The sequence below is a fragment of the Variovorax sp. IB41 genome, from assembly GCF_016405905.1.
In the GTDB taxonomy this organism is placed as follows: Bacteria; Pseudomonadota; Gammaproteobacteria; order Burkholderiales; family Burkholderiaceae_C; genus Variovorax.
Genome location: NZ_JAEFCB010000001.1, coordinates 813,424 through 837,897, shown reverse-complemented (window position 1 = coordinate 837,897; position 24,474 = coordinate 813,424). Strand labels below are relative to the sequence as shown.

The window sequence follows — 24,474 nt, the reverse complement described above, 5'->3', positions numbered from 1 at the left end:
CGATCGGTAACGATCATCGCCGCGGCACGGGCATGCAAGGGGATGGCGGGCTTCGAAGTTCAGGATCGTTGCCCGGGCCATCGGCGTTCAGCGCCCTCCGGCTGACATTCGTTCTTGAGGCGGTATGTCGTCCGGATGAAGCGCCATGCCCTCGGGCCAGCTGACGTCTTCGACGCGCACGGGCTTTCCGCGCGGTGTGGTGCCGATGCCCTGCTGCACGGCTTCGATGTCCTCCTCGCTGGGGTATTCGCCTTCGAGCAGGTAGTCGAAGATGCGCCGCGCGATGGGCGCGGAGACCTGTCCGCCGCCGCCGGCGTTCTCGACGATCACCGCGACCGCCACGCGCGGTGCGCCGGCGGGCGCAAAGCCCATGTAGAGCCCGTGATCGCGTTCTTGCTCCTGCATGCGCGCGGCGTTGTAGCGATGGCCTTGCTTGATCGTCACCGCTTGCGCGGTGCCGGTCTTTCCCGCACTGACGTACCTGGCCCCGAGGAACGACTTTCTCGCGGTGCCCTGCACCGTCACGCCGATGAGCGCGTCGCGCACGAGCGCCAGGTTCTCGGGTCGCAGCTTCAGGTCGCGCGGCGCCGGCGGTTCGGTCGGATGGATCGCGTGCGTGTCGGGGTCTTGCAGCCCCGTCACCATGCGGGGAGTGTGGAGGAGGCCGTTGTTGGCCAGGGCAGCCGTGGCGGTCGCGAGTTGCAGGATGGTGAAGTTGTTGTACCCCTGGCCGATGCCCAGGGAGATCGTCTCGCCGGCCTGCCATTTCTGTTGCGCCGCGGTGCGATAGGCCTTTCGCTTCCACGCCTGGTTGGGCAGCACGCCGCGAACCTCGCCGTCCAGGTCGATGCCCGTCGGCTGTCCGAAACCGAAGGGCGACATGAAGTCGTGGATGGTCTCGACGCCCATCTCGTTGGCCAGCGTGTAGTAGTACACGTTGCTTGAATAGACCAGGCTGGTGAACAGGTTCATCGGGCCCAGGCCACCTTCGTGACTGCGGAATCGATGGTTACCGAAGTCCCAGTAGCCGGGATCGTTGATGAGGACACCCGGAGCGCGCTTTCCGAGTTGCAGCGAGGCCATGGCCATGAAGGGCTTGTAGGTCGAGCCGGGCGGATAGGTGCCGCGAAAAGCGCGGTTGAGCAGCGGACGATCGGGCGATTCGTTCAATGCTTTCCATGTGTCCCGGTCGACGCCGGTGACGAAGATGTTGGGATCGAATGTGGGGGTGCTTGCAAAGGACAGCACATCCCCATTGCGCGGGTCCAGCACCACGGCCGCACCGCGGCGGTTGCCCAGCAGAAGTTCGACGAGCCGCTGCAATCGGATATCGAGCGCCAACTGCACGCCCTGGCCTGCGCGGGCAGCCTGCACCGACAGGCTGCGCATGGCTTGACCGGACGCCGCAGTCTCCATCCTCTCGAATCCTGTGGTGCCGTGCAGTTGGGGTTCATAGCGTTGCTCGATGCCCAGCTTGCCGATGTGGTCCGAGCCGAGGTAGTTCTGGCGCGTCGGTTCGGCATCTTCGAGTGCGCGGCGGTCTGCGTCGTTGATGCGGCCTATGTAGCCCAGCGCGTGGCTTGCCAGCGGGCCGAAAGGATAGGTTCGAAGACTTCGTGCGTTGATCTCCACGCCCGGAAAACGGAAGCGTTGCGCGGAGACGATCGCGATCTCTTCTTCGCTGAGCATCGTGCGCAGCGGGATCGGATTCAGCCCCTTCGATTCCGCCAGCAGCGTTCGAAAGCGACCGATGTCGCGTGCTTCGATCCGGACCAACTCGGCGAGGCTGATCAAGAGCGCGTCGAGATTTCCTTGCGTCTTTGCCGGCGTGATCTCAAGCGAGAACACGGGCTTGTTCGCCGCCAGCACCACGCCTTGACGGTCGAAGATCAGGCCCCGCTCCGGAGCGATGGGAACGATGGCTGTGCTGTTGCGTTCGGCTTTGGCGCTGAGGGACGAATGCTCCCGGACCTGCAGGTAGAAAAGCCGGGCAGCGATGAGCCCGAAACAGATCAGCGTGAGCGCGCGCGCGACGGCAACGCGCCGCTGAAACCGGGCTGTCTCGGTGCCCGGATCGGAAAAGCTGTGCATGGGAATGCGATGCGCCCACCGGCCGGGGGCGATGCAGGAAGTTCGGCGAGGTCGAACGCACTGCTGTGCAGTGCGCGGCGGTCAGAAGTGCGCGTTCTGTTTCACGTATTGGTCGATGAGCGACAGATAGCGGGCCTTGTCGGCCTCGTCGATGAACGCAGCGCGGAAACTGTTTTTCGCCAGCGTGACGATGTCGTCGCGGCCAAGGTCCAGGCTGCGCTGGACCTCGATCAGGTTCTCGTTGACGTAGCCGCCGAAGTAGGGCGGATCGTCCGAATTGACCGTCGCGAACAGGCCCTTCTGCAGCATCTCGCGCAGCGGATGCTCGGTAAGCGAACTCACGCCTTTCAGACGGAGATTGGACAGCGGGCACACGGTCAAGGGAATGGCGCGTGCCCTCAACAGTTCGACCAATGAAGGATCGCTCAGGGCAGCGTTGCCATGATCGATCCGATCGACATCCAGCAGCTCGACGGCCTCGCGGACATATGCGGCGGGGCCCTCTTCTCCGGCGTGAATGGAGGTCTTGAACCCACGGCGTTTGCACTCGGCGAAGAAGTTCACGAACTTCGACGGCGGGTTCCCCACTTCGGGCCCGCCCATGCCGACGCCCGCGACGCGGTCTTGCCAGGGCGCGATGCTGTCCAGGAGCGCAAAGGCATCTGCTTCGGTGCGGTGGCGATGGGCGCTGATGAGAAGACCCGAACTCACGCCATCTTCGCGGCGCGCATCGTCCACGGCACCCAGCACGCCGTCCATCAGAGCGCGGATCGTCACGCCTCGCTCGGTAAAGCTCTGCGGGCCGATGAACATCTCGGCATGCAGCACGTTGTCCGCCGCGCACCGGCGAAGGTAGGCACGCGTGATGTCGTAAAAATCTTGCTGCTGCACCAGCACCTTGCAGCCTTCGAAGTACAGGTTCAGGAAGTCCTGCAGGTTCGAAAACTCATAGGCGCTGCGGAGCGCATCTGCGGTTTGCCAGCGCAGGGTCATGCCGTTGCGTTCGGCGAGGCTGAGCATCATCTGCGGCTCGATGCTGCCCTCGAGATGCATGTGCAGCTCAGCCTTTGGCAGTTGACGAATGAATTGGGCGCGGTCGGTCATGTGCGGGATGGGGGGTTGTTTCGGAGGCGTTCGATCGGGGCGAACGCATCGTTTCATTCCTCAAAGGCTAACAGCGGGCGTGGGGCGCGTGGGATCAGAATTGCGAGGAGTCCGTTCGAAAAAATCGAACAGCGAGCGTGCTGCCGCTGAAAGCGCATCGAGTCATGGCAACGACGGACCACAACGATAGTTTTCCGCCTTCGTCACGTCGCCCGACACGTACGCCGGGTAGTTCGGGTAGCGGCACATGGGGCGCGTCGCGAGAGTGGCAAAGGGGGCGGCGGGCGAGTTGCGCACCTGCACGAGTGCGTCGGCCGGCGCGCTGCCGCTCGTCACCCAGTTGTCGAGCGTCGTGAGCAAATCGTGGTTGGTGGGAATTTCGGCGCCTGTCGCAAGGCTTGCCGCCGTACCGCTGTGATTCGACGCGGGCGACACGTAAAGGCGCACGCGGGAGCCAGAGGCCGATCTTCTCGAACTGCTTGCGGCGCCTCTCGACCTGGTAACAACCTTCACCATAAGGCGGCGGCCTTCAGGCAAAGAAGCTGATCAGCCCGATCGGAGAATCCGGAAGCGAGCGGTATCGGCAGGATCGCGATCAGCGACTTGCACCGGGGCCGACGCCCACTGCCAAACGCTGATCCCGGGCAGGCGGGAAAACCGGATGGTCCCGCGTGTGCCCTCGACTGCGACCCGCGGCCAGGCGTCGGCAATCTGCGCGCGATCTTCGCCGTAGGTCTGAATCATCTGGGCAAGGACCGCGACCGAGTCGTAGCCCTCGAATGCCACGAAGGAGGGCGTTCCGCCGAGACGTTCCTGCAGGGCCGCGCCCGCGCGTTGCCCGAGGGGGCTGAGCCGCTCGGGAAGGTAGCGCAAGAACGGCACGGCAGCGCCTTGGCCGTCCAGCAACTTGGCCCAATCGGCGAACTCCGGTTGCCCTGCCGGTGCGCCGATCAGCAGGCCGGCGAGGCGCGCATCCTGCCGAACAGCCTTGGCTATCGACACTGCCGGTTCCGGGTAACCGACCAGAAGCACAAGCGCTGTGGCCTTGCTGCCGGCGAGTTCGTTGCAGACGCTCGAGGGCGACTGGCTGCTCAGCTCGACGAGGGTGGCACCTCGCGGGCCCAAATGGTCTCTCAGGATCTGGATGCCCGCTGCCCAGTAGACGCTGGACTGGCTCACGACGGCCACATGCTTGCAGCCCGACTCCAGGAGATGGTCGGCGTAGAACCGCCAGCCGCGCGATTGCGGCGGTGCGAGCCGTGCAACCCATCGGCTGGGCTGCTCGGTCAGCGCGTCGAGCACTGCCGAGGAACAGAGGAATGGAAGACCGATTGCTTCCGCGCGCGCAGCCGCCGCTCGCGCAACGACACTGTGATATTCCCCCGCCACGGCGACGGCACCGAGGGCGGAAATTTCGTCCACGGCGGCGGATGCTTTCTGGGGGTCTGCCGCAGAGTCGCGAACGATCAGCTTGAGGCGCTTGCCGTTCAGTCCGCCGGCGTCGTTGACATCAGCAACCGCCAACTCGAGCCCGGCCAGCAACTGCTGGCCGGCTTCCACCCAGCCGGGTCGCGTGAGAGGCACCAGCGCACCTATCTGAATGGCCGAGGGGTCCTGGCGCTTCGCATGCATAGGGGTCGTCACAGATTACATCCTCAACGTGGTCGAGTCAGCCCACCTCAGACATGGTGTGAGGCATCCCGCTTGCCTATCTGAACGACGCAGGTACCTATCGAGGTGCATTCAAAATGCCAAAGACTTCCGACTCGATCGCACAACGGCGTTCAGCTGAAGACGCTTTCGAGATCGACCTCTTCCGCGCTGTCGTCCAGCTTGAGGCTTTGCTCGATGTGATCGAGGTGATGCAACATCAGCTTCTCGGCCCGTTGGGCGTCGCCGCGGTTCACGGCGGCGACGATTTCCTCATGCTCGTCGGCGCGGCAACTGGTGGCCGTGGGCGCGTCGTACAGCGAGATGATCAGGCAGGTCAGCACCGACAGTTCGCGCATCGAGCGTGCCAGCGCCGAGTTGCCGGCCAGCTCGGCCAGCAGCACGTGGAACTCGCCCGACAGCCGGACGATGGCGCGCTTGTCGTCGCGGCGCCGCGCGTCGGCCTCGAGCTCGATGTGGCGATGCAGGCGCTGCTTCTTCACGTCATCGAGCGTGCGGATGAGTCGGCGCAGCACGCCGGGTTCGATCAGGCGGCGGGCCTCGAACACGTCTTGTGCCTGTTCGATGGTCGGCTTGGCGACGAAGGCGCCGCGCTGCGGAACCAGCTCGACGATCTGCTCGTGCGCCAGCCGGGCAAGCACTTCGCGCACCTTGGCGCGGCTGGTCACGAAGATCGTGGCCAGCCGGTCTTCTCCCAGCTTCGTGCCCGGGGCGAGCCGGTGCTCGAGGATGGCAGCCGAGATCTTCTCGACGATCTCGTCAACGGTGTGTTCGCGCGCGCTGGTGGCACCAGTGGTAGCGGTCGCACTGGTCTTACGGGCTGAGGCTTTGGTGGACATCGGCGCCGATTCTATCGATGGCTCCTCTGGACTGCAGAGCGCCACGGAGCCCATCACCTCACCTCGGAGCGCGGCCGGCATCGCGTGCCAACAGCCGCGCCAACGCCTCGGGAAGTCCCTGGTTCGGCTTGTTCGGCGGCGGCGCAAAGCTGCCAAGGCGTGTCGGCGCGGGCGCCAGGGACACGAGCGTCTGGGCATGGCACACCGCACTCGACACGCCATCGACCACCGGCACCGGAATGCGGTCCTTGATTGAGCGCGCCAAGCCTGCCAGCGGCGCACCGGCAATGATGATCACGTCCGCGCCGTCGTCGTCGATCGCCGACTGACACAAGGCCTCCAGGCGCTGACCGTGGTCGTCCTGCACGTGCCCGATGTCCTTGAGCGGTCCGTCGAGGCTGCGGATGCTCGCGAGCCGATCGATCAGGCCGTTGGCCTGCACGCACTCGCGATACCAGGCCGTGATGCGGCGCGAGATCGCGACGATCGAGAAGCGCTTGCCCAGCAGGCATGCGCTCATCAGCGCGGCCTCGGTCAGGCCGACCACGGGAATGTCGAGCACCTCGCGCAGGCCGTCGATGCCGGGGTCGCCGAAGGCCGCGACCACGATGGCGTCGTGCCGCGCGTGGTGCTCGGCCGCGAGCGTGGCGGCGGCATAGGCGCCGATCAGCGATTCGAAGCGGGTCTCGATGTAGGCCACGCCGAATGGTGCGGTCAGCACCTCGATGTGCGTGTCGCTCGCGGCCGCGCGCCGGGCTTCCGCCGCGATCAGGTCGGAGACGCTTTGCGAGGTGTTGGGGTTGATCAGCAGCAGGTTCATGGCAATGTCTCCAGACGAATGGCTCAGGCCGGCCGGCGGCTCGGCAGCAAGGTGGGCTCGCCCCGGCGCAGGAATTCTCCGCGTCCGGCGCGCGGATGGAAGCGTTCGCCGTCCCAGACAACCTCGCCGCGTGCCAACGTGAGCGCCGGCCAAGCCTTGACCTCGATGCCTTCGTAGGGTGTGTAGTCCACATCGTGGTGCAGGTCGACGTTGCGGATCGGGCGCGGTGTGGTGCCCCAGACCACGAGGTCGGCATCGGCACCCACGGCGATCGTGCCCTTGCGCGGGTGCAGCCCATAGGCCTTGGCAGGGTTCGTGGACGTCAGCTCGACGAACTTGTTGATGGTGATGCGCCCATCGAGCACCCCGTGCGAGAACAGCAGCGGCAACCGCGTTTCGATGCCGGGAATGCCGTTCGGGATGTGGCGAAACGCCACCTCTTCGCCGCCGGGCTTCTTGCCCTCGGGTGCGTCATAGCGAAACGGCGCATGGTCCGAGGAGAAGATCGTGAACAGGCCGTCGGACAGCCCGTTCCAGATCACCTGCTGGTTCTCGCGGTTGCGCGGCGGAGGGCTGCAGACGCAGCGCGCGCCCTGGTAGCTGTCGTCGATGCCCAGGTCTTCGGCGGTCAGGAACAGGTACTGCGGGCAGGTTTCGGCAAATACGCTCAGGCCGTGCGCACGCGCCCATCGAATCTGCTCGACGGCTTCGCGCCCGGACACATGCACGATCATGATGGGTACGTCGACCAGCTCCGACAGCGCGATCGCGCGATGGGTCGCCTCGCGCTCGACCAGCATCGGCCGCGCATGCGCATGAAAGCGCGGCGCGGTGCGACCACTGGCCTCGAGCCGCTTGGTAAGCCACTCGATGCAGTCCGCATTCTCTGCGTGGATCATTGCCATCGCCCCTTGCTCCCTGGCCACCGACAGCACGTCGAGGATCTGGCCATCGTCCAGCTTCAGATCGTCGTAGGTCATGTAGATCTTGAAGGAGGTGTAGCCCTCGGCGATCAGTTGCGGCAGCTCGTGCTTGAGCACCTCCTCGGTCGGGTCGCTGACGATCAGATGGAAGGCATGGTCCACGTGCGCGCGGCCTTCGGCGCGCTGGTGGTAATCCAGAACCGCAGCGCGCAGCGACTGGCCCTTGTGCTGCGCAGCGAAGGGGATCACCGTGGTCGTGCCGCCGCAGGCCGCAGCGCGGGTGCCGGTGTCGAAGTCGTCGGCCATGCGCACGGGCGGCTCCATCGGCTGGTCGAGGTGGCAATGGGCATCCACGCCGCCGGGCGTCACGTAGCGCCCGGCCGCGTCGATCTCTTGGCGCCCGGGCGGCAGGCCGAGGCCAAGCTGCACGATGCGGCCGTCGCGGATGCCGATGTCCGAATCGAAGGTGTCGCTGGCGGTGGCAACGCGGGCGTTGCGCACTACGAGATCGAGGTCACGAAAAGTCATGGTCTTTGCTTGCTTTGCTTTGTGGGTCTGTCTTGGGTGGTCGATGGATTTGGAGCAACGGCTCAGGCCTTCGCGTCGAACAGGCGACCCCAGCCCTTCACGGCACTCGGATCGACACCGACCGTCTTCAGCGCACGCCATACCACGGTGGCCACCGAGTCGTAGATCGGAATGCCGAGCTCGCGCTCCATCTCCTGGACCAGCTGCGCGCCGCTCAGGTTCGTGCACATGATGGAGATGGCATCGGGGCGCTGCTGAGCAACCTCGCGCAGCATGCGGCGCAACGTGTGAGGCTCGACCTCGCTGAATGCAAAGTTGACGGTCAGGTCGAGGTGCCGCTCGGCCACGCAATCGATGCCGATGCCCGCATAGTTGGCGATGATGCGCCGCTGCACGTCCTCGACATACGGCGATACCAGGCCCAGCGTGCGCGCGCCTTGCGCGGCCAGCAGTTCGTTGAGCGCCAGCACCGAGGTCGTTGCAGGGATGCCGGTTGCCTCGGTGATGCGCGCGCACAGTGCCTGGTCTTTCTCGAAGCCGAGCCAACTGGCCGAGGTGCCGCTCCAGCAGATCGTGTCGACGCGCGCGTCGGCCAACAGCCGTGCAGCCTCGAGGATCTTGCTGTCGTCGAACTGGTTCAGCGAGGCGTCGCGCATCGAGATCTCGGTGACAGTGAAGCGTGAGAAATGCGCCGACACGCCGGGTACGCCCGCGACCATCGCGCTGGTCAGCGGCTCGAGCGCGGTATTCGAGGAAGGCGTGAGCACGCCGATGAGTTTTCGGGAGGGCATGGTCGTGAGGATCGTCAAAGTCGGGGGGTGTCCGTGGGGTCGGCCGGTGCGTCGGGCTTGCCCTGGTGGTGCGCGGCCAGGTCGAGTTCGCGCGCCAAGGCCTTGCGGCGCGCGGGCGTCGGGTTCGCATGCGAGGCGTTGTCCAGGGCTGGCAGCACGAATTCGTTGACCATGCGTCGGATTGCAAGCACGTTCTTCGACTCGCGCAGGCCGCCCTCGATGGGCAGCATGCTGGTCATGACGACCACCGCGTTGCGCTGTGGCAGCGCGACGATGAACTGGCCCTTGAAGCCCATCGCGTGTACCTCGGGTTCGGTGGCGACGATGTCGTTGATCCACCAGTACTGTCCGTACCAGGGTGCGGACGACGGTGCGGTCATGGTCCGCACCCAGGCCTGCGACGTGATCTGCCGGTCGTTCCAGCGGCCACCGGAGAGCACCAGCATGCCGAGCTTGGCCATATCGACGGCGCGCAGCCGCAAACCCCAGCCGGAGGACACGAGCCCCTTAGCGTCGGCGCGCTCCCAGGCGTAGTGCGTCATGCCCATCGGCTTGAAGATCTTCTGTTCGGCGAATTCCTGCAGGGGCATGCCGGCATCGGCACCGAGCGTTGCGCTCGCGAGAATGGGGTTGACGTCTGTGTAGTCGAAGGCCTCGCCGGGCGGGCGCCGGGGCGTGGTTCCGGCCGCGAGCTTCAAGCGGTCGGGCGCGCTGTAGTAGATCGGGTCGTCAGTCGGCTTGAAGTCGTAGAACAGGCCGGTCGACATCGACATCACGTGCCGCAGCTCGATCGCCTGCTTGTCCGCAAGTGCGTCATGCAGGTCGGGGCGTGCCTTGGCCAGGATGGGGGCGATCTTCTCGTCCAGGCGTGTGCGGCCTTCGTCGATCAGCACGCCGGCGGCCAGCGCAGTGACGTTCTTGGTGATCGAGTACAGCTCGTAGTTGTGGTCGCGCGTGAGCCCCTGGCTGTAGCGCTCGAAGACCACCTTGCCGTCCTTGACCACGAGGAAACTGCGCACGTCGAGGTCTTCCTTGCGAATCCACTCCGACAGCCGCACCAGCGGCTGGGAATCGACACCCACGGCTTCGGGCGTGGAGGAGGGCAGATCCGAACTGCTTGCAGCGGCGCAGGCGAGCGGGACGGCGAGTGCGGCGAGCGTGGCCAACAGGGCAACGCGATAGCCCGGAGGCTTTGCAATGTTCATGGCGAGTCAACCTTCGTTGAGAGGTGGGGGCGCGCATGCCGCGTGTTGGCGAAGCGCGTTGCGACGTTTACTTTTCGGGGGCATCGTTGAAGGCCAGATCGGTACCCGGCAAACCGGCGACCCGGGCGCTGAGATCGAGCTCGCGCTTGAGCGCCTGCCGGGCGCCCTCGCCGGGCTGGGCCGGCGGAAGGGTCTGCATGGCCGGAAGGATGAAGTCGTTGACCATGCGCCGGTAAATGTTCAGGTATGTGCCGGTGCGAAGGCCGCCGTCGGTGGGGAGGATTGCGGTCATTACAACCACCGCATGCTCCTTGGGCAGGACGGTGATGAACTGGCCCTTGAAGCCCATGGCGCCGAACTCGGGCTCGGATTCGACGATGTGGTTGATCCAGCAGTAGTAGCCGTAGTCCTGTGCCGTGGCGCCGGGCTGCGGCGCGGTCATCTGCCGGATCCACGACGCCGGGACGACCTGCCGCCCCTGCCAGCGCCCCTCGTCGAGCATCAGCATGCCGAGTTTGGCCATGTCGATCGCGCGCAGGCGCAGCCCCCAGCCGCCCGAGACGGTGCCGGTCTGGTCCGCGCCGGTCCAGCGGTAGTTGCGCATGCCCAGCGGCTTGAACAGGTGCTCCTCGGCGTAGCGGTCTTCGCGCTGGCCGGCAGCGGCCGCGATGGCCGCGCCGACCAGCACCGGGTTGGCGTCGGTGTATTCGAAGCGCGTGGCCGGCGGAATGCGCGGCACCGTGGAGAGCGCCACCTTCAACCGATCGGGCGCCTGGAAGTACAGCGGGTCGGAACCTTCGACCTGTTTGTAGAGCAATCCACTGGACATCGACATCAAATGCCCCAGCTCGATGTCCTTCTTATCGCTCAGTGCATCCTTGAATTGCGGATGGGTCTTGGTGATCCATGTCGCGGCGCGATCGGTGGTTGCAATCTTCGCCTGTCCCGCGAGCGTGCCGAAGGTCAGGGCAGTGATCGTCTTGGTGACCGAATACAGCTCGTAGTTATGCCCGCGGCCGAGGCCGGCGGCGTAACGCTCGAAAATCAGCTTGCCATCCTTGATGACCAGAAGGCTGCGCACGTCGAGCTTGTCCTTGCGGATCCATTCGGACATGCGAACCAGCGGGGCAGAGTCGACGCCGACGGCTTCGGGCGCCGCGATGGCGATACCGGGCTCCGCATCGGCCTCTGGCTGCGCCAGGGCTGTGCCAGCGAAGGCGATTTGCAGGGCGATTGCGACCGCTGCAAGACCGACGTGGGAAGTGGACATGGTTGTCTGTTCCTGGGGGCGCATGAATCAGACCGGCAGCTTCTTGCTGTAGTCGATCAGCACCGTCGAGCAGATGAACAGGCCAGCACCGGCCGCCGTGAACAGCATCAGTGCCATGAAGTAGGAACCGGTCGCCTGCACGATCAAGCCAACCACGATCGGCACGCCGATACCCGCTACGTTGCCGCCGAGGTTCATGGTGCCGCCGAGGAAGCCGACCCGGGCGCGTGTGCCCAGGATCGACGGCACGCACCAGAACAGGCCGCACCACCGCAGGAAGAACAGCGTCACCGACAGCAGCACGACCACGGCGATCGGGTCCTTGATCTGCGTCACCATGAAGATTGCAACAGTGGCGATGATCGACGAGATGCCGAACAGCGTGCGCAGCACCTTGCTTTGCGAGGCGCCGGCCGCCATCCACTTGTCGGCCAGCCAACCACCGAACATTTCGCCGACGAAGCCCGAAAAGAACATGATGAACACCGCGCCGCCCATCTGCTTGATGTCGAAGCCGTGAACCTTCGACAGGTAGTTCGGCATCCACGTGAGCAGGCCGTAGAACAGAGCGTTGAAGCACATCCACCCGAAGAACATGCCCCACACGGAGCGGTAGCGGAAGAAGTCCAGCACGCGACCGCTCGCGTCGGCTGATTCCTTGGCGGCGTCGGCGGCATGGCTGGCCTCGATGTAGCGGGCTTCGGCCTCGTTCACGCCGGGATGCTGGCGCGGATGGTTGCGGATGTAGCTCCAGGCGAAATAGCCGGCAAGCACGGTGCCCACGCCAGCGATGACGAACGCCAGGCGCCAGGATCCGAGCACGGCGATCAGAGCGGAGATCAGGATCGCTCCCAGCGCCGCACCCAAGGGCGCGCCGCCGTCGAGCAAGGTGGCGCCGCGCCCGCGTTCTGTCTGGGTCATCCAGATGCCGTTGAGTTTGCCGCCGGCCGGGTAGATCGGGGCCTCGGCCGCGCCTAGGCCCAGTCGGGTCAGCAACAAGGGGACCCAGCCCGTACAGAGGGCGGCGATGGCCTGGAAGAAGCCCCAGCCCAGTGTTGCACCGGCGATCACCACGCGTGGGCCATAGCGGTCCGCCAGCATTCCGCCCGGGATCTGCATCAGCGCATAGGTCCAGAAGAACGAACTGAGCAGCAAGCCTTGCAAGGCCGGGCCGATGTCGAATTCCTTGGCGATCAGCGGCATGGCCACCGAGAGCGAGGCCCGGTCGATGTAGTTGATCGAGATGAGGAACAACATCATCAGGAAGATCTTCCAGCGCACCTTGGTGGGCTGAAGAGCGGCGTCTGGCGCTGCGGCGGTCGCCTTGGCGCCGTCCGTCATGGTGTTTTGCATCGGTTTGTCTCCTTGCAGTGGCACGGATGCCAACCTGCAAGGAAAAGACCCGGCACGCTGGCGAACTTTGCAGTCGCGGGTCGGGCTGGTCCGGGCCAGTGCGCCACCGAGGCTGTGGAGCGGAATTTAGGCTTTGTCGAAATTGACGTCAACAACAATGTCGACAATGTTGTTAACGATAGTAGAAACACCTAGTCGTTAGACACTTAGAGGCGGGTCTAAGGCTTATCGAGCGTCCTGCGAATGTGCAATGAAGTGCCTCGGGCAGTGACAGTGGGTCGTCGTGTTGTCGTGTCGTCGAGTCGTACGGGGGCTGGAGGGGTTGCGGGGACTGGACGAGTAGCGGGTGTGTGTGAATCTGCCGCAGATCGCGCCGCTGTTTGCGCGATTTGGTGGCCTGGATCGCAAGCCAGGTCGCGAACTTCTCTTCATGGAGGTCGAGCTCGCTTGAGCTTGCCCGCTTGATGCAACGGGCTCTTCAGCGCCGGCGCGCGGGTACTTCTTGACGGTGTTGCGAGGCAGGCCTGTGCGCCTGGCTATCTCGCGGATCGACATCGGTTCGCGCAGGGCCCAGGGTCTGATGGCACTCAATGTCGCCACGTCTATCACTCCGAGGATCCTTGCTTTAAAAATTAGCAGTTCAGGGTTTTGCATGGGTCGGTCTCAGACGGAAATTACAGTGTTTAGAGGGTCAGTTTTCGGTGGCAATCAACAGTTCACGGAGTTCAACACCGCGAACACGCGCCACGTCTGCAGATCAAGCTGGCCCTGACAAAAGTTGCTCGTCGCGTGCCTGACGCTCACGTAAAGATGCAATGAGTTTCCGGGAGATCGAGGACGGGGGCTGTGTCACCAGCAGAGCGGCGACCTAGCCCAGGGCGTTAGCGAGATCAACGGCTGCCCTGCCGATGTCAGGCGCAGCGCCAAGTCACGTTGGTATTCGCTGTGCCGCAAAGCTAGCAGGAGCACATGGCGGTCTGCGTAAGGCGAGGCTCAATGGCGCTGGCCAGGAAGCGCGGTGGCCTGTTGCAACGAGGCCTGCACCAGATCGCCTGGGGTATATCCGAACGTTCTGCGAAACCAGCGCGTGAAGTGTGCCTGGTCGGCGAACCCGCAATCGGCGGCCACCGCAGCGACCGACTCACCGCTCAACACCATCTGCTTGGCTCGGTGCAGGCGCACGGCACGCAGGTAGTCCGCCGGCGCCATGCCGATCCACTGTGTGAGCACTCTGTGGATTCGCTCGCGGCTGACGTTGCATCGGATGGCCAGGCCGGCGACGGTCTGCTCTCCACCCAGGACAGCGGACTGCACGCGGCCGAGTAGCGCGCGCACGGCCTCGCTTGGAACGGCCTCGCTCGCGGCAGAAGGCTGTGGCCGCAGTGCCCTCGCAAGGGCCGGTACTGCCTGGCGCAACCAAGCCTGCGCAGCTTCCGGGGAACACAGATGGCGTGCTTCGCTGGCCAGCGCGGGCGCTCGGGTCAGTCCGCTGCACGCAGGCCCTGTGAGGCCTGTCTGCTCGACCCATCCTACCGGTACGTACAGCATCATTACCAGCACCGAGGCGCTGTTGGAGTGGGCGGTGAGTGCGCCCGTATGGACGATGCCTGGCGCGATCGCGATGAGGTCGCCCGCGCGAGCCAGGATGGAACGGCCCGCCACGCTGCTACGGCATTCGCCTTCCACGACAGCGCCGAAAGACCATTCGTCGTGCCAATGGGGAATCCACTCCTGTCCGTCCTGGTGATGCCGCACCTGCTCCAGATCGAACACACGCAGCCGCCGGACTTCAGATCGATTCAACGCCACAACGCCAGATTACCAGTCATGCGATTCACCCAGCGCCTGGGCCCCGCGAGGCCAATGCCAAGCATCGTTTCATCCGCATGTGCGGAAAGGCCGTGGCGATGCCAGTATTCACCGCACTCATGGATGGCCTGCGCGTAAGCGGGGAACAGCGACAGCGCGCCGCCCTCGGCAATGGCGCCAGCGGCGAGACGCTGAGTCAACGCATGCATGGTGGCCGCCTCGGCACGGAGGATTGCGATCGGCAGGTGGGAAGGGGCGGCCGATTGGAGCCCCGCGGCGTCCATCAGCGACTGCCCGGCCCAGCCCGGGCTTGAGGCCGCCAGGCCGGCGGCAATGCATGAAGCAATGTTGGCGGCCGGGCCAGGCGTCAGCCCTTCGGCCAGCACGATGGCAACCTTGTCCGGCGCCGCAGAGGCGCTGGCTTCAGGCATCGTGTGCCCCGGCCACGGTGAGACCCATCCATCCTGCGCTGGCCTCTTGCGCCTCGATGTTTCCCAGCAGACCGATGTCTTCTTCGGGGTGGGGGATCAGGCGCAGCGACGCCGTGGCGTGGTGCCAGTCGCTGGCCACGCGTTGACCAATGTCGGGCTTGACGAGTACGAGGTCGGGCAGCTGCCGCGGTTGTCGCAGGTCTGGCCATCCGACGGCGCCTATCGTCGGCTGCGTCAGAAAACCCAGCGGACGGCCAGCCTGTCCCGTCAGCGTGGCCTGGGCTTCGAACACGCGGCGGTCCTTCACTGCCAGGCTGGCTCCCAACCGGCTGCCCGAAATCATCGGCGCCGCGGCAGGGTGCTCCAGGGGCAGGCTTCGGGTGAGCCAGGTGCTCCCCATTTTCTTGGGCCACCCCTGCAACAGGCCGCGCAACAAGGAAATGTCCTGATCCACCCAGATGGCAGGGCAATACATGCAACGGCTTCCGTCCGGACGCTCGATCTCGAGCACCACAATGGTTTCGCGGTACTGCGCCAGCACCGGGTCCAGCAATTCATGGCCGTCGGTGCAGGCCTGCCAGTCTGCGAAGTGCACGCACCCTGTGCCCACGGCCTTGCCTGCTTCGGGCGGCACGAGAGGCGCCGCAGTCGTGGCATCGAAGCGGAAGGCAACGTTCAGCAGCCAGCCTGCATAGTGCCAGGGCGGCTTGGGCACCAGCGCAGAACGGCCCGTGGTGGTGAATGGCGCGGTGAAGCTTTGATGGGACCATGTGGAAGAGTTCATGGCGCCGATGGTGCCCAGGCCCGCGCGGCCCGCCTAGAACGGATGAGAACCTCGGCGCGCCCCAGCTCGAGCGAGCGGCAATCGACGCCGCCCGATCCCTTTCAGTGGGGCCTCGGACCGACTGACCTGCGCCTATCCCTCGCATGACCAGCCCTGCTCAGCGCGCCACCATGGCGATGAGCACAATGACGAGCAATGCAAGGTAGATCTTCGCGTGCGCCTGATCTGGGATCCTTCCGATCCATGGTGTAGCCACTCGAATGCCGATCCAGGAGCCGACCATGAGGACCGCCGTGGCGCGCAGGTCGATGTACCCCAGATGCCAGGCTCCGAAGGATGGGGTCGATCCCGCAGACAACGTCGCATAGGTGGCCGTGCCCGCCAGCGCAACGGGCAGCGACAGCGGGTTCGCCATGGCCGTCGCGCGCCCCATCGCGATGCCGCGACGACGCATGAGCGGAACCGTCATCACACTGCCGCCGACGCCGAGGAATGCGGCAATCCAGCCGATGACCAGCCCCGACAACGCTGTGGCGATGGAAGAGGGCGCCGCACGACCCTCCGCAGGCTGCGACAGAAACCCGGGTCGCAGCCAGCAGTCGAGGATGGTCAGCGCCAGGTAGGCCGCGAAGGCCCAACGCAGCCAATCCCCATGGACGGCAGCTGCAGCCAGCGCGCCAAGCACCGCGCCCGCGCCAATGAATCCCAGCAGGGGCCTCAACTGCGACCAATCCAACGTCCCTGCGCGCTGGTGGCGCAAAGTGGCCAGGAGGGCGCCAAAGATCATGACGCAGGTGGAGGTCGCCACCGCGATCTGCATGGCGGACCGCCCGATGACACTGTCAACGGCGTTCACCTGGGACAGGAGTTGATAGAGCAGCGGCACGACGACAAATCCGCCGCCGAAGCCAAACAACACGGTGGTGATGCCCGTCAGGCATCCGCAAACTGCCAACAAGAGATACAGCGACACGAGGCCTCCATGGATACGAGAGCCCTCAGGTTAGGGTCGAACGATCTGGCGCGCTTGCGATGTTTGGCCAACAATATTCGCGTTTTCGCCAATCATTCAATGCCGTGCGCAACCAATCGCTCGAGAGCCTCGATCACACCCCTCGTGCAGTGCTGGCCATCGGCACCGACTACGCGCCGGGCACCATGCTGGAGACTCACAGCCATCGCCGCGCCCAGTTTCTGTACGGTGCGACCGGGCTGATGGAAGTGGGAACCGACGACGGCGCCTGGGTCGTGCCGCCACACAGCGGCGTCTGGATCCCGGCCGGCAAGCCGCACCGGGTGCGAATGGTCGGTGTCAGTACCCGAAGCCTCTACATCGAGCCGGCGGCCGCGCCGCGCCGCGGCACGCTGTGCGAGGTGCTGGCCGTGTCTGCGTTGCTGCGCCACCTCCTGATCGAGGCCACGGACTTGCCGGCTCTCTACGACAAGCGCGGCCGCGATGGCCTGCTGATGGACTTGACGCTGCAGGAGGTCGGTCGTGCCGAAGCCTTGCCGTTCTTTGCGCCGCTGCCAAGCGATGAACGGTTGGCCGCCTTGTGCATCGAATTTCTCCATCGGCCAGACGTGCGCATTTCTCCGATCGCCTGGGCGCGACAACTGCACCAGAGCGAACGCACGTTCAGCCGTTACTTTCGCGCGCAGACCGGCATGTCGTTCCTCGAATGGCGAGGGCAGGCGTGCCTCCTGTGGGCCATGGCGCAATTGGCCATGGGGCAGCCGGTGACCACCGTGGCGCTTCAGCTGGGCTACGACAGTCCCGGCGCTTTCTCCACCATGTTCCGAAGGAAGCTGGGGAACAACCCGTCGACATTTCATCCTTGAAAAGGCGGGCTTAAACAGATGCGACAGCCCAAGCGGCTGACTACCAGGCCCGATCGGGCCTGGCAGTCAGACACTTGAATGGCGCCATGCCAATGATCAAAGATTCCCTTGTTGCGATGACCGCGGCAGCAAGCCGTCGTGCGGAAGGTCGCGCACGAATGGTGGGACCGAAAGTGCAAGCGCAACGTTGCGAGCGGCACAACGCAGACGAATCCCAACTTGAACCCGAGCGCGCCTGCGACGAAGATCCCATCGCTTGGCGGGGTTGGCTGAAACCTCGGGCAGACGCGGCCCGCCGGCGCTCGATCATCCAATCCAGGTCAACGCTTGGTTCGTCGCTCGTTTCCTGATGCGGCAGCTCTGCTGACGCTCCGTATGGCATCCGCGAACGCCGTGAGAATTTCCGGTCTTTCCAGTCCATCCCGGCGAAAGAACAAGCCGAACGAAGGAAGCACGACCCGCGGCGCAAGCTTGAGCCGCTGCACGCTGCCTCTGGCAACTTCGTCGACGGCGTGCTCCAGCCGCACCGCGCACAACAGAGAAGAATCCTGGCGCAGCACAGTGCCGATCGTCACCGAGGACATCGCTTCGATGACCGGAACGGGCGGTGTCGCGCCGCTGTTCAGGAAGGCCGTCGTGAAAGCCTGCCTCACCAGCGTCTCCTTGGGCGGAAGCACCCATTGCGCCGCTTGCAGGTCGGCCCACTTCAACTTGCGCCCGGCGTAGCTGCGGTTGGAGGTGGAAGCGAGAACGCAGAGCTCGTCCTTCAACAGCACGACTGGCTCGAGCAAGGGAATGAGGTCGCTGGCGATCAACTCGGGCGTGATGGCACCGAAAACGCAATCGAGCTCCCCATCGAGCAAGCGATGGATGAGTTCATGGACCCGGCCTTCACGCAACTGCACGGCCGCTCGCGGCAGCCGCTCCCGCAGCCTGACGATGGCCGCCGGAACAGCAGCAGTGACGGACGGCGCGCCCACCCGCAGAACCGCCGTCACGCCGCTTTGCATGGCCTCGACGTCTTCGGTGGCCCGGGACAATTCGTGCAGCACCGCGCGTGCCCTGGATGCGGCACTCGAACCCAGCGCATTCGCATGAATGCCCTGATGACTGCGTTCGAACAGCCTGGCGCCGAAACAGCCTTCGAGCTCGCCGAGCATCTTGCTGATGGCAGGCTGGCTCAAGTGCAGCCGTGCCGCGGCGCCGCGCATCGTGGGTGTTTCGCACAGTGCCACGAGCAACTCGAGGTGCCTCAGGCGCAGGGTGCGGACGAGCCGGTCGGTTTTCGTGTCCATTCGGGAATCCTGGGTCATAGCCAATCGTGATCACTCCCTCACGATTATCGAATTTTCAAGAATCGGGGCAGGCGATAACGTTGCCCCGATGACATTCGAATCCAGAGAGACAATCAGGCCCGCCGCCCCGCTCAAGAACGTGCGCGTGATCGACATGGGGCAATACATCGCCGGACCCGGCGCAGCCATGGTCCTCGCGGAGCTTGGCGCGCAGGTGATCAAGATCGAGCCGGTGGCGGGGGACCAGGCCCGGCACATCGGCCGCTATGGCGAGTCGATGATCCGCGCCTACAGCCGCGGCAAGCAGTCGATCGCGCTCGACTTGAAGCGCAAGGAGGGCCTGGAGATCGCCTGGCGCCTGATCGGTGAAAGCGACGTCGTGATCCAGAACCTGCGCCCCGGCGCGGTGGAGGCGCTGGGCCTCGGGCCATCTGCGGTGCGGGAGCGTTTCCCCAGGGTCATCTACCTGTCGATCTCGGGCTTCGGAGACCTGGGGCCTTCGAGCGAACGCCCCGGCTACGACATCGCGGCGCAGGCGGAAAGCGGATTGATGTCGGTCACGGGCGAGCCGGACCGCCTGCCGCAGAAGGTGGGCGTTCCGATCATCGACGCGGCCGCTGCGCACCTGGGCGCCCAGGCGGTGCTCGCGGCGCTTTATGGCCGCGCGCAGACGGGCCGGGGCGAGACGCTGCGCACCTCGCTGCTCGAGGTGGCGATGCACTTGCAGGCCACCACCTGGTGCGACTACCTGGGGGGCGCACCCGAGCCGACGCGCATCGGCGACGGCCAGCCGAACAATGCGCCCGCGGCAGAGGTGGTGCCGACGCGCGACGGACACATCGTGCTGTCTGCGTATGCCGAGGAGCACTGGGCGCGGTTTTGCCGCGTGGTGGGGCGCGAGCCGCTCGCCGCGGACCCACGGTTTCGCACCAACGCGCTGCGGGTGCAACACCGCGCAGAGCTTCGCATCGTGCTGCGCGAGTGCCTCTCGTCCTTCACCAGCGAGGAGTGCGTGGCGCTGTTGAGCCGCAACCAGATCGTTGTCGGCTTCGTGCGCAGCTACGGGCAAGTGCTTCAAAGCGCGGACGTCAAGGCGAGCGGAATCCTGGTCGATGCCATCGGCGCCGACGGCCACAGCTACCCCTCTCTGGCGTTGCCCTACCGGCTGGGCGATGCGCCCCGGGCCACTCCGGCCGCCGCGCCTTCCTGCGGGGCCGACACCGATCGGCTTCTTGCCGAACTCGGATTCGCGCAGAGCGAGATCGACGAGCTTCGCCGCGACGGGGCGGTGGCATGACGCGAGAAATAAATTCCATGAACCTGAAGAATTTTTCCATCTCGCAAGGCTGCGAGAACCTGGTGATCCAGACGCTGCCGCTTTTCGAGATGATGAGGATGCGTGCCGCAACGACCGCGCGCCGTCATTCCACGCTCGGATTCGCCGCGGCGGACCCGAAGTCCAACGCGCGGTGGGTCAACCAGTTCACCCATACGCATCGTCGCCTGGGTCCCGAAGACAAGGAGGTCGTGAGTCCGAACAATGACACGGTCTACAGCAACGCCTGGCTGGATCTGTCCGAAGGACCGGTGATCGTCGAGACGCCCGAGATGGGCGATCGCTACTGGACGCTGGGGCTGCTTGACGCGTGGACCAACCCTTTCGCCTATGTGGGGCGACGCACGACAGGCAACCGGCCTCAGCGCACGCTGGTGCACGGCCCCGGCTGGCATGGCATCGTTCCGGCCGACATCACCAGCACGATCGCCGCGCCGGGAAACGACGTCTGGATGATCGGTCGCCACCTCGTGGAGGACGACGGCGAAGATGCCGCTCGCGTGCGCGCGTCGCAATCCTCGATGCGTCTCGTCCGCCTGGATGGCGCCGATGCGGCGATGCGGGTGGACACGTGGATCGATGGCCGCGATGCGGCTGTCCCGTCGGCAGACCTGTATCTGCGCATCGTGAGCGCTGTGCTGCGACGCAATCCGCCGGCGCCAAGCGAGAACCTGACATGGCCTCCAGCGGCCGACGATCTCGCACCGGCGCTTGTGGCCGTCTACGAGCGGCTGCGAAAGAGCAATCAGCCTCACGATCTGGGCGGCGGCTGGGCCATCCCTGTCATGGTGAAGGACAACTGGGGTGACGATTACCTGACGCGCGCGCGCATCGCGCGCAACTTCATCGGTGCGTTGGGCGTGGAGGAGGCGATGTACCCGACCGCGGAAGTGGACTCGCGCGGGGCGCCGCTGGATGGATCGCAGCGCTACGAACTGCGATTCGCGCAGGGAAAAGGGCTGAAGGTGGACGCTTTCTGGTCGCTCACGATGTACCGTCGCAGCGACTGCCTCTTTGTTGCCAACCCCATCCATCGGTACTCGATCGGCGATCGCACGCCGGGCTTGCACTGCGACGCCGACGGCGGCCTTGCCATCAGGCTCCAGGCCGAGGATCCGGGACCCGGGGCCAACTGGCTTCCCACGCCGAAGGGTGAATCGTTCTATGTCGTGCTGCGGCTCTATCAACCGCATGCCGATCACCTGGCGCTGCGATTCGACTATCCGCCGATCCAGCGCATCTGAAGCCTAGAAAATCAAACGGAGACAAGAACATGACAATGAATCGCAGACACCTTCTCGCAACCGCCGCAGCCGGCCTGGCACTGCCGTGGAGTGCCTCGGGATTCGCGCAGGCTTGGCCGGCGCGGCCAATACGCCTGATCTCTCCTTATGGCGCGGGCGGATCGAACGACATCCTGACGCGCGTGCTTGGCGACTTCCTCGCGCGAAGGCTCGGGCAGGGCGTGGTGGTGGAGAACAAGGCCGGCGCCGGCACGCGGATTGCCAACGATTTCGTCGCCAAGGCACCGGCGGACGGCTACACGCTGCTTCATGCGGCGGCACCGATCGCCATCGGAGAGGCGCTCTACAAGGACCTGCCGTATGACGTGCACAAGAGCTTCGCCTCGATCGCCAGCACGGCCATCGCTCCCTTGTTCCTGGTGGTCAATGCCGACGCGCCGTACAAGTCGCTTGCGGAGTTCCTCAAGCACGCGAAGGCCGACCCGAAGGGCGCGACCTTCGGGTCGCCCGGCGCGGGGTCCGCGCCGCATCTGACGGCCGAGTTGCTCCTGCGTGCCTCCGGCGCGAAGGGCATCGTGGTGCAGTACCGCGGCGACGCGGCGGCCTACACCGAGCTTCTTGCCGGGCGGATCGACGCCACGCTGACCGCCATCTCGACCGCCATTCCGCACATACAGGCCGGCAAGCTGCGCGTTCTGGGCGTGGCCACGGAAGAGCGCACGCCGCTCTACCCGCAGGCTCCGACGATCCGGGAGCAGGGACTGCCTTCCGTGGTGGGCTACGGCTGGTACGGCATGCTCGCGCCGGCCGGCACGCCGGCCAGCGTCGTTGCGCGGCTGAATGCGGAGATCAATGCCGCGGTCACCGACGCGGATGTCCGTCGCAAGGCCGATGCCGCGGGACTGCAACTTCGCGGGAGCACGAGCGAGGATTTCAGTGCGTTCATTGCGAGCGAAACCCGCAAGTGGGCGCAGATCATCAAGACGGCGAACGTCACGGCCGAATGAGTCTGGCGTCTACGCAGCGGTGTGTAGGCCGCGCCGTAGTCTCTGAGAAGCCCCGTATCCGGTTGGACGGACGGCGTCGTCAGGCGAAATCGGGAGCGGGAAGGCCCTGCGGCAGTGCTGGTCGCAAGGTGCTCTAGAGATCCAGCACCAGCGTCGAACTGCAAGCGCGCGAGCAGCAAACCATCATGGTCTTGACGACCGCATCGAGATGGTCACCCGCGCCACGCTGGCCGACGTCTCGCTCGCGAAGCTGCTCGACGTGGCCATCGGCTCTGCGCTGGTCGACGTCATGCGCATTGGTTACGACAAGAAGGGGAGGCCCTTCGAATTCCAGATCCTGCGCGGACCGTCGGACCGCTTCCATACGCACGTCACGATCAGGGGTTGAGTTCGGGGCGCTTCCCGGGCAGGGACGCCGTGTTGTTTCATCTCCCATGGGCCCACCGCGCGCCAGATCGAAATAGCACCGCGCGGCCTTGCACCACTTCTACAAGGGCCGCCGGCCGCACGCGGCGACGTCGTGGATTCCATGGCCCCGCCCTCGACGCTCCGAAAGACTCTGCCGACACTCACATCGACTTTCTTTCAGTATGTTGCATTTGTTGCAAAGCAACTGCGGCAGCAGGGTATCGCCGTACTTTTGTATTACGCCTAATCTTCTTCCTCGGTCAGAGAAAAAAATGGAGAGAGAAGAATGGTTTCCCAACTACTGGACTCGCGTTCTGCCCAGGTCATTGAGCTTGGCCGGATACGGCAAGCCCATCCACGCGATCTGCGCACCGACTATCACGTCAGGCCTGCCGACCCAGCCAAATTCAGCATCGATCGAATCGGCCAGCTGAAGCATGACTTCCATGAGCATCCGCTGCTGCAGTTGTCGGCGCTGGCGGACTTGGCCAAATACCTCGCGCCCCGAAACCAGTGCCGCTTCGTGCGGCCGGGTATCACGCAGGCGTCGAGCTTCGAGCATGACCCAAGGGATCCCCAAGGCAAGAGCATCTACGAGGTGTTCCAACGCATCCATGAGCCGAGGTCGTGGGTGGCGCTCTATAACATCGAAGCGCATCCGGTCTACGCTGCCTTGCTGGAACAGATCATCAACACCGTGCGGCCGAGCATCGAGCGCGAGCAGCCGGGCATCTTCCTGGTCACAGGTTTCATCTTCTTGTCGGCGCCGCCCTCGGTCACGCCATTTCACATCGATCGCGAAAACAACTTCTGGCTGCAATTGCATGGCCGCAAAACCATGAGCGTGTGGGATCGCACCGATCGTTCCGTCGTGGGCGCCTCGGCCATCGAAGACTTCATCGTCGGCCAGACGCTCGAAGGGGTGCGCCTTAAAGACGAGCATCGCGAACGCAGCCACGACTTCGAAACGGCGCCGGGCGATGGCATCTATTTTCCGAGCACTTCGCCGCACATGACGCGGTCCGACCCGGACTGGGTCAAGTCCGATGACGGCGTCTCTGTTTCTCTCGGGGTGACGTTCTTCACGTCGGTCACCAGGCGCCATGCCCAAGTTCACCATCTCAACAGGTTCCTGCGCCGGACACTGAAGCTCTCGCCGGCCGAACCCGGCAGCTCGGTCTTGCGGGACAGTTTGAAGGCGCCGCTGGGGCACGTGCTCGGCGCTACACGCTACAAGCTCTTTCGCAAGTCGGAGCCGCCCGGCTCCTACTGACCCAAGAAGGCAACGGCGCCGCTTCCCGCAGCCGGCTCGGCGAGCATCGGCTGCGTAAGCAGGTTCTTGTGCGTGCAGCAAACGCCGCTATCCGACCAGGGGCACAGCCACGCGGTCGAGCGCCTCCATTGCATCCGTCGGCAGCGCCAGCTTCTGGGCAGCCAGGTTCTCACGCAGATGCCCGACCACCGAAGTCCCCGGGATGAGCAGGATGTGGGTGATCGGCGCAGGAGCCAGGCGAGCGCCACCTGCATCGGAATAGCGCCAAGGCGCTGGGCGATGTCGGACAGTGCGTAGGACTGAAGCGGAGTGAATCCGCCGAGCGGGAAGAATGGAACATACGCAATTCCATCTCTCGCCAGATCGTCGATGAGCGCGTCGTCGTTGCGATGCACGAGGTTGGCGATACCGACCTTCGGCACGCCTTGCGCTGCCATCTTTTTTAGCGTCACG

The 24,474-nt window shown here is 65.0% G+C and carries 22 protein-coding genes and 2 pseudogenes; 6 read left to right on the top strand and 18 right to left on the bottom strand.

What is annotated here, in order from left to right; translation table 11 throughout:
- Positions 1 to 87: 87 nt before the first annotated feature.
- From mrdA to JC881_RS03845, 16 genes and pseudogenes are all read right to left on the bottom strand, one after another.
- A complete protein-coding gene (mrdA, locus tag JC881_RS03920; RefSeq protein ID WP_198784362.1) occupies positions 88 to 2,091 on the bottom strand; it encodes a penicillin-binding protein 2 in 2,004 nt (667 codons plus the stop codon).
- An 81-nt stretch (positions 2,092 to 2,172) separates the two neighbouring features.
- A complete protein-coding gene (locus JC881_RS03915; protein WP_198784361.1) occupies positions 2,173 to 3,195 on the bottom strand; it encodes an adenosine deaminase in 1,023 nt (340 codons plus the stop codon).
- Positions 3,196 to 3,357: 162 nt separating this feature from the next.
- On the bottom strand, positions 3,358 to 3,711 hold the full coding sequence (locus JC881_RS03910) for a tannase/feruloyl esterase family alpha/beta hydrolase (RefSeq protein ID WP_233101511.1): 354 nt from the start codon (positions 3,709 to 3,711) through the stop codon (positions 3,358 to 3,360).
- 30 nt (positions 3,712 to 3,741) lie between these two features.
- Positions 3,742 to 4,827 (bottom strand): ABC transporter substrate-binding protein, encoded by a 1,086-nt coding sequence (locus JC881_RS03905; RefSeq protein ID WP_198784359.1) that lies wholly within the window; start codon positions 4,825 to 4,827, stop codon positions 3,742 to 3,744.
- A 152-nt stretch (positions 4,828 to 4,979) separates the two neighbouring features.
- Positions 4,980 to 5,705, bottom strand: a complete 726-nt coding sequence (locus tag JC881_RS03900; protein WP_198784358.1) for a GntR family transcriptional regulator — start codon at positions 5,703 to 5,705, stop codon at positions 4,980 to 4,982.
- 58 nt (positions 5,706 to 5,763) lie between these two features.
- Entirely contained in the window at positions 5,764 to 6,525 is a 762-nt protein-coding gene (locus JC881_RS03895; protein WP_198784357.1) for an aspartate/glutamate racemase family protein, read from the bottom strand.
- Between the two features lie 23 nt (positions 6,526 to 6,548).
- Positions 6,549 to 7,976 (bottom strand): dihydropyrimidinase, encoded by a 1,428-nt coding sequence (gene hydA, locus JC881_RS03890; protein WP_198784356.1) that lies wholly within the window; start codon positions 7,974 to 7,976, stop codon positions 6,549 to 6,551.
- 62 nt (positions 7,977 to 8,038) lie between these two features.
- Positions 8,039 to 8,767 (bottom strand): maleate cis-trans isomerase family protein, encoded by a 729-nt coding sequence (locus JC881_RS03885; RefSeq protein ID WP_198784355.1) that lies wholly within the window; start codon positions 8,765 to 8,767, stop codon positions 8,039 to 8,041.
- 14 nt (positions 8,768 to 8,781) lie between these two features.
- Complete coding sequence (locus JC881_RS03880; RefSeq protein ID WP_198784354.1) at positions 8,782 to 9,972, bottom strand: serine hydrolase domain-containing protein; 1,191 nt, start codon at positions 9,970 to 9,972, stop codon at positions 8,782 to 8,784.
- A gap of 67 nt (positions 9,973 to 10,039) precedes the next feature.
- Positions 10,040 to 11,266, bottom strand: a complete 1,227-nt coding sequence (locus JC881_RS03875) for a serine hydrolase domain-containing protein (protein WP_233101510.1) — start codon at positions 11,264 to 11,266, stop codon at positions 10,040 to 10,042.
- Between the two features lie 3 nt (positions 11,267 to 11,269).
- Entirely contained in the window at positions 11,270 to 12,595 is a 1,326-nt protein-coding gene (locus JC881_RS03870; RefSeq protein ID WP_443083326.1) for an MFS transporter, read from the bottom strand.
- A gap of 352 nt (positions 12,596 to 12,947) precedes the next feature.
- Positions 12,948 to 13,204, bottom strand: a pseudogene (locus JC881_RS32295) (helix-turn-helix domain-containing protein); the annotation flags it as partial.
- A 384-nt stretch (positions 13,205 to 13,588) separates the two neighbouring features.
- On the bottom strand, positions 13,589 to 14,398 hold the full coding sequence (locus JC881_RS03860) for a helix-turn-helix transcriptional regulator (protein WP_198784353.1): 810 nt from the start codon (positions 14,396 to 14,398) through the stop codon (positions 13,589 to 13,591).
- Positions 14,395 to 14,835: a DUF2000 domain-containing protein gene (locus JC881_RS03855; RefSeq protein ID WP_198784352.1), complete on the bottom strand. Its 441-nt coding sequence runs from the start codon at positions 14,833 to 14,835 to the stop codon at positions 14,395 to 14,397. The genes JC881_RS03860 and JC881_RS03855 overlap by 4 nt, the downstream gene beginning before the upstream one ends.
- A complete protein-coding gene (locus JC881_RS03850; RefSeq protein WP_198784351.1) occupies positions 14,828 to 15,619 on the bottom strand; it encodes an acetoacetate decarboxylase family protein in 792 nt (263 codons plus the stop codon). The genes JC881_RS03855 and JC881_RS03850 overlap by 8 nt, the downstream gene beginning before the upstream one ends.
- Before the next feature lie 157 nt (positions 15,620 to 15,776).
- The gene (locus JC881_RS03845; protein ID WP_198784350.1) at positions 15,777 to 16,592 is read right to left on the bottom strand and encodes a sulfite exporter TauE/SafE family protein; all 816 of its coding nucleotides are present in this window, start codon (positions 16,590 to 16,592) and stop codon (positions 15,777 to 15,779) included.
- A 104-nt stretch (positions 16,593 to 16,696) separates the two neighbouring features.
- Between JC881_RS03845 and JC881_RS03840 the strand changes: the two genes are divergently transcribed.
- On the top strand, positions 16,697 to 17,458 hold the full coding sequence (locus JC881_RS03840; RefSeq protein ID WP_332875199.1) for an AraC family transcriptional regulator: 762 nt from the start codon (positions 16,697 to 16,699) through the stop codon (positions 17,456 to 17,458).
- 320 nt (positions 17,459 to 17,778) lie between these two features.
- Here JC881_RS03840 and JC881_RS03835 read toward each other — a convergent pair whose 3' ends face one another.
- Positions 17,779 to 18,753 (bottom strand): LysR family transcriptional regulator, encoded by a 975-nt coding sequence (locus tag JC881_RS03835; protein ID WP_198784348.1) that lies wholly within the window; start codon positions 18,751 to 18,753, stop codon positions 17,779 to 17,781.
- A gap of 88 nt (positions 18,754 to 18,841) precedes the next feature.
- On the opposite strand from JC881_RS03835, the gene JC881_RS03830 reads away from it, so the two are divergent.
- From JC881_RS03830 to JC881_RS03810, 5 genes are all read left to right on the top strand, one after another.
- The gene (locus JC881_RS03830) at positions 18,842 to 20,050 is read left to right on the top strand and encodes a CaiB/BaiF CoA transferase family protein (protein WP_198784347.1); all 1,209 of its coding nucleotides are present in this window, start codon (positions 18,842 to 18,844) and stop codon (positions 20,048 to 20,050) included.
- Between the two features lie 17 nt (positions 20,051 to 20,067).
- Entirely contained in the window at positions 20,068 to 21,333 is a 1,266-nt protein-coding gene (locus tag JC881_RS03825; RefSeq protein ID WP_198784346.1) for a DUF1254 domain-containing protein, read from the top strand.
- A 29-nt stretch (positions 21,334 to 21,362) separates the two neighbouring features.
- Entirely contained in the window at positions 21,363 to 22,340 is a 978-nt protein-coding gene (locus JC881_RS03820; protein WP_198784345.1) for a Bug family tripartite tricarboxylate transporter substrate binding protein, read from the top strand.
- Between the two features lie 208 nt (positions 22,341 to 22,548).
- The gene (locus JC881_RS03815; protein ID WP_198784344.1) at positions 22,549 to 22,728 is read left to right on the top strand and encodes a UTRA domain-containing protein; all 180 of its coding nucleotides are present in this window, start codon (positions 22,549 to 22,551) and stop codon (positions 22,726 to 22,728) included.
- A 306-nt stretch (positions 22,729 to 23,034) separates the two neighbouring features.
- Positions 23,035 to 24,021: a JmjC domain-containing protein gene (locus JC881_RS03810; protein WP_198784343.1), complete on the top strand. Its 987-nt coding sequence runs from the start codon at positions 23,035 to 23,037 to the stop codon at positions 24,019 to 24,021.
- A gap of 87 nt (positions 24,022 to 24,108) precedes the next feature.
- Here JC881_RS03810 and JC881_RS03805 read toward each other — a convergent pair.
- Positions 24,109 to 24,422 (bottom strand): annotated as a pseudogene (locus JC881_RS03805) (aldo/keto reductase); the annotation flags it as partial.
- Positions 24,423 to 24,474: the final 52 nt, after the last annotated feature.

What these genes read in the sequence shown, in the direction of transcription:
- JC881_RS03895 (WP_198784357.1), bottom strand. Translation starts at nt 6,525, where the DNA reads ATGAACCTGCTGCTGATCAACCCCAACACCTCGCAAAGCGTCTCCGAC.
- JC881_RS03905 (WP_198784359.1), bottom strand. Translation starts at nt 4,827, where the DNA reads ATGCATGCGAAGCGCCAGGACCCCTCGGCCATTCAGATAGGTGCGCTG.
- JC881_RS03810 (WP_198784343.1), top strand. Translation starts at nt 23,035, where the DNA reads ATGGTTTCCCAACTACTGGACTCGCGTTCTGCCCAGGTCATTGAGCTT.
- JC881_RS03915 (WP_198784361.1), bottom strand. Translation starts at nt 3,195, where the DNA reads ATGACCGACCGCGCCCAATTCATTCGTCAACTGCCAAAGGCTGAGCTG.
- JC881_RS03815 (WP_198784344.1), top strand. Translation starts at nt 22,549, where the DNA reads ATGGTCACCCGCGCCACGCTGGCCGACGTCTCGCTCGCGAAGCTGCTC.
- JC881_RS03900 (WP_198784358.1), bottom strand. Translation starts at nt 5,705, where the DNA reads ATGTCCACCAAAGCCTCAGCCCGTAAGACCAGTGCGACCGCTACCACT.
- mrdA (WP_198784362.1), bottom strand. Translation starts at nt 2,091, where the DNA reads ATGCACAGCTTTTCCGATCCGGGCACCGAGACAGCCCGGTTTCAGCGG.
- JC881_RS03835 (WP_198784348.1), bottom strand. Translation starts at nt 18,753, where the DNA reads ATGGACACGAAAACCGACCGGCTCGTCCGCACCCTGCGCCTGAGGCAC.
- hydA (WP_198784356.1), bottom strand. Translation starts at nt 7,976, where the DNA reads ATGACTTTTCGTGACCTCGATCTCGTAGTGCGCAACGCCCGCGTTGCC.
- JC881_RS03820 (WP_198784345.1), top strand. Translation starts at nt 21,363, where the DNA reads ATGACAATGAATCGCAGACACCTTCTCGCAACCGCCGCAGCCGGCCTG.
- JC881_RS03830 (WP_198784347.1), top strand. Translation starts at nt 18,842, where the DNA reads ATGACATTCGAATCCAGAGAGACAATCAGGCCCGCCGCCCCGCTCAAG.
- JC881_RS03910 (WP_233101511.1), bottom strand. Translation starts at nt 3,711, where the DNA reads ATGGTGAAGGTTGTTACCAGGTCGAGAGGCGCCGCAAGCAGTTCGAGA.
- JC881_RS03825 (WP_198784346.1), top strand. Translation starts at nt 20,068, where the DNA reads ATGAACCTGAAGAATTTTTCCATCTCGCAAGGCTGCGAGAACCTGGTG.
- JC881_RS03880 (WP_198784354.1), bottom strand. Translation starts at nt 9,972, where the DNA reads ATGAACATTGCAAAGCCTCCGGGCTATCGCGTTGCCCTGTTGGCCACG.
- JC881_RS03870 (WP_443083326.1), bottom strand. Translation starts at nt 12,595, where the DNA reads ATGCAAAACACCATGACGGACGGCGCCAAGGCGACCGCCGCAGCGCCA.
- JC881_RS03850 (WP_198784351.1), bottom strand. Translation starts at nt 15,619, where the DNA reads ATGAACTCTTCCACATGGTCCCATCAAAGCTTCACCGCGCCATTCACC.
- JC881_RS03885 (WP_198784355.1), bottom strand. Translation starts at nt 8,767, where the DNA reads ATGCCCTCCCGAAAACTCATCGGCGTGCTCACGCCTTCCTCGAATACC.
- JC881_RS03875 (WP_233101510.1), bottom strand. Translation starts at nt 11,266, where the DNA reads ATGCGCCCCCAGGAACAGACAACCATGTCCACTTCCCACGTCGGTCTT.
- JC881_RS03855 (WP_198784352.1), bottom strand. Translation starts at nt 14,835, where the DNA reads ATGCCTGAAGCCAGCGCCTCTGCGGCGCCGGACAAGGTTGCCATCGTG.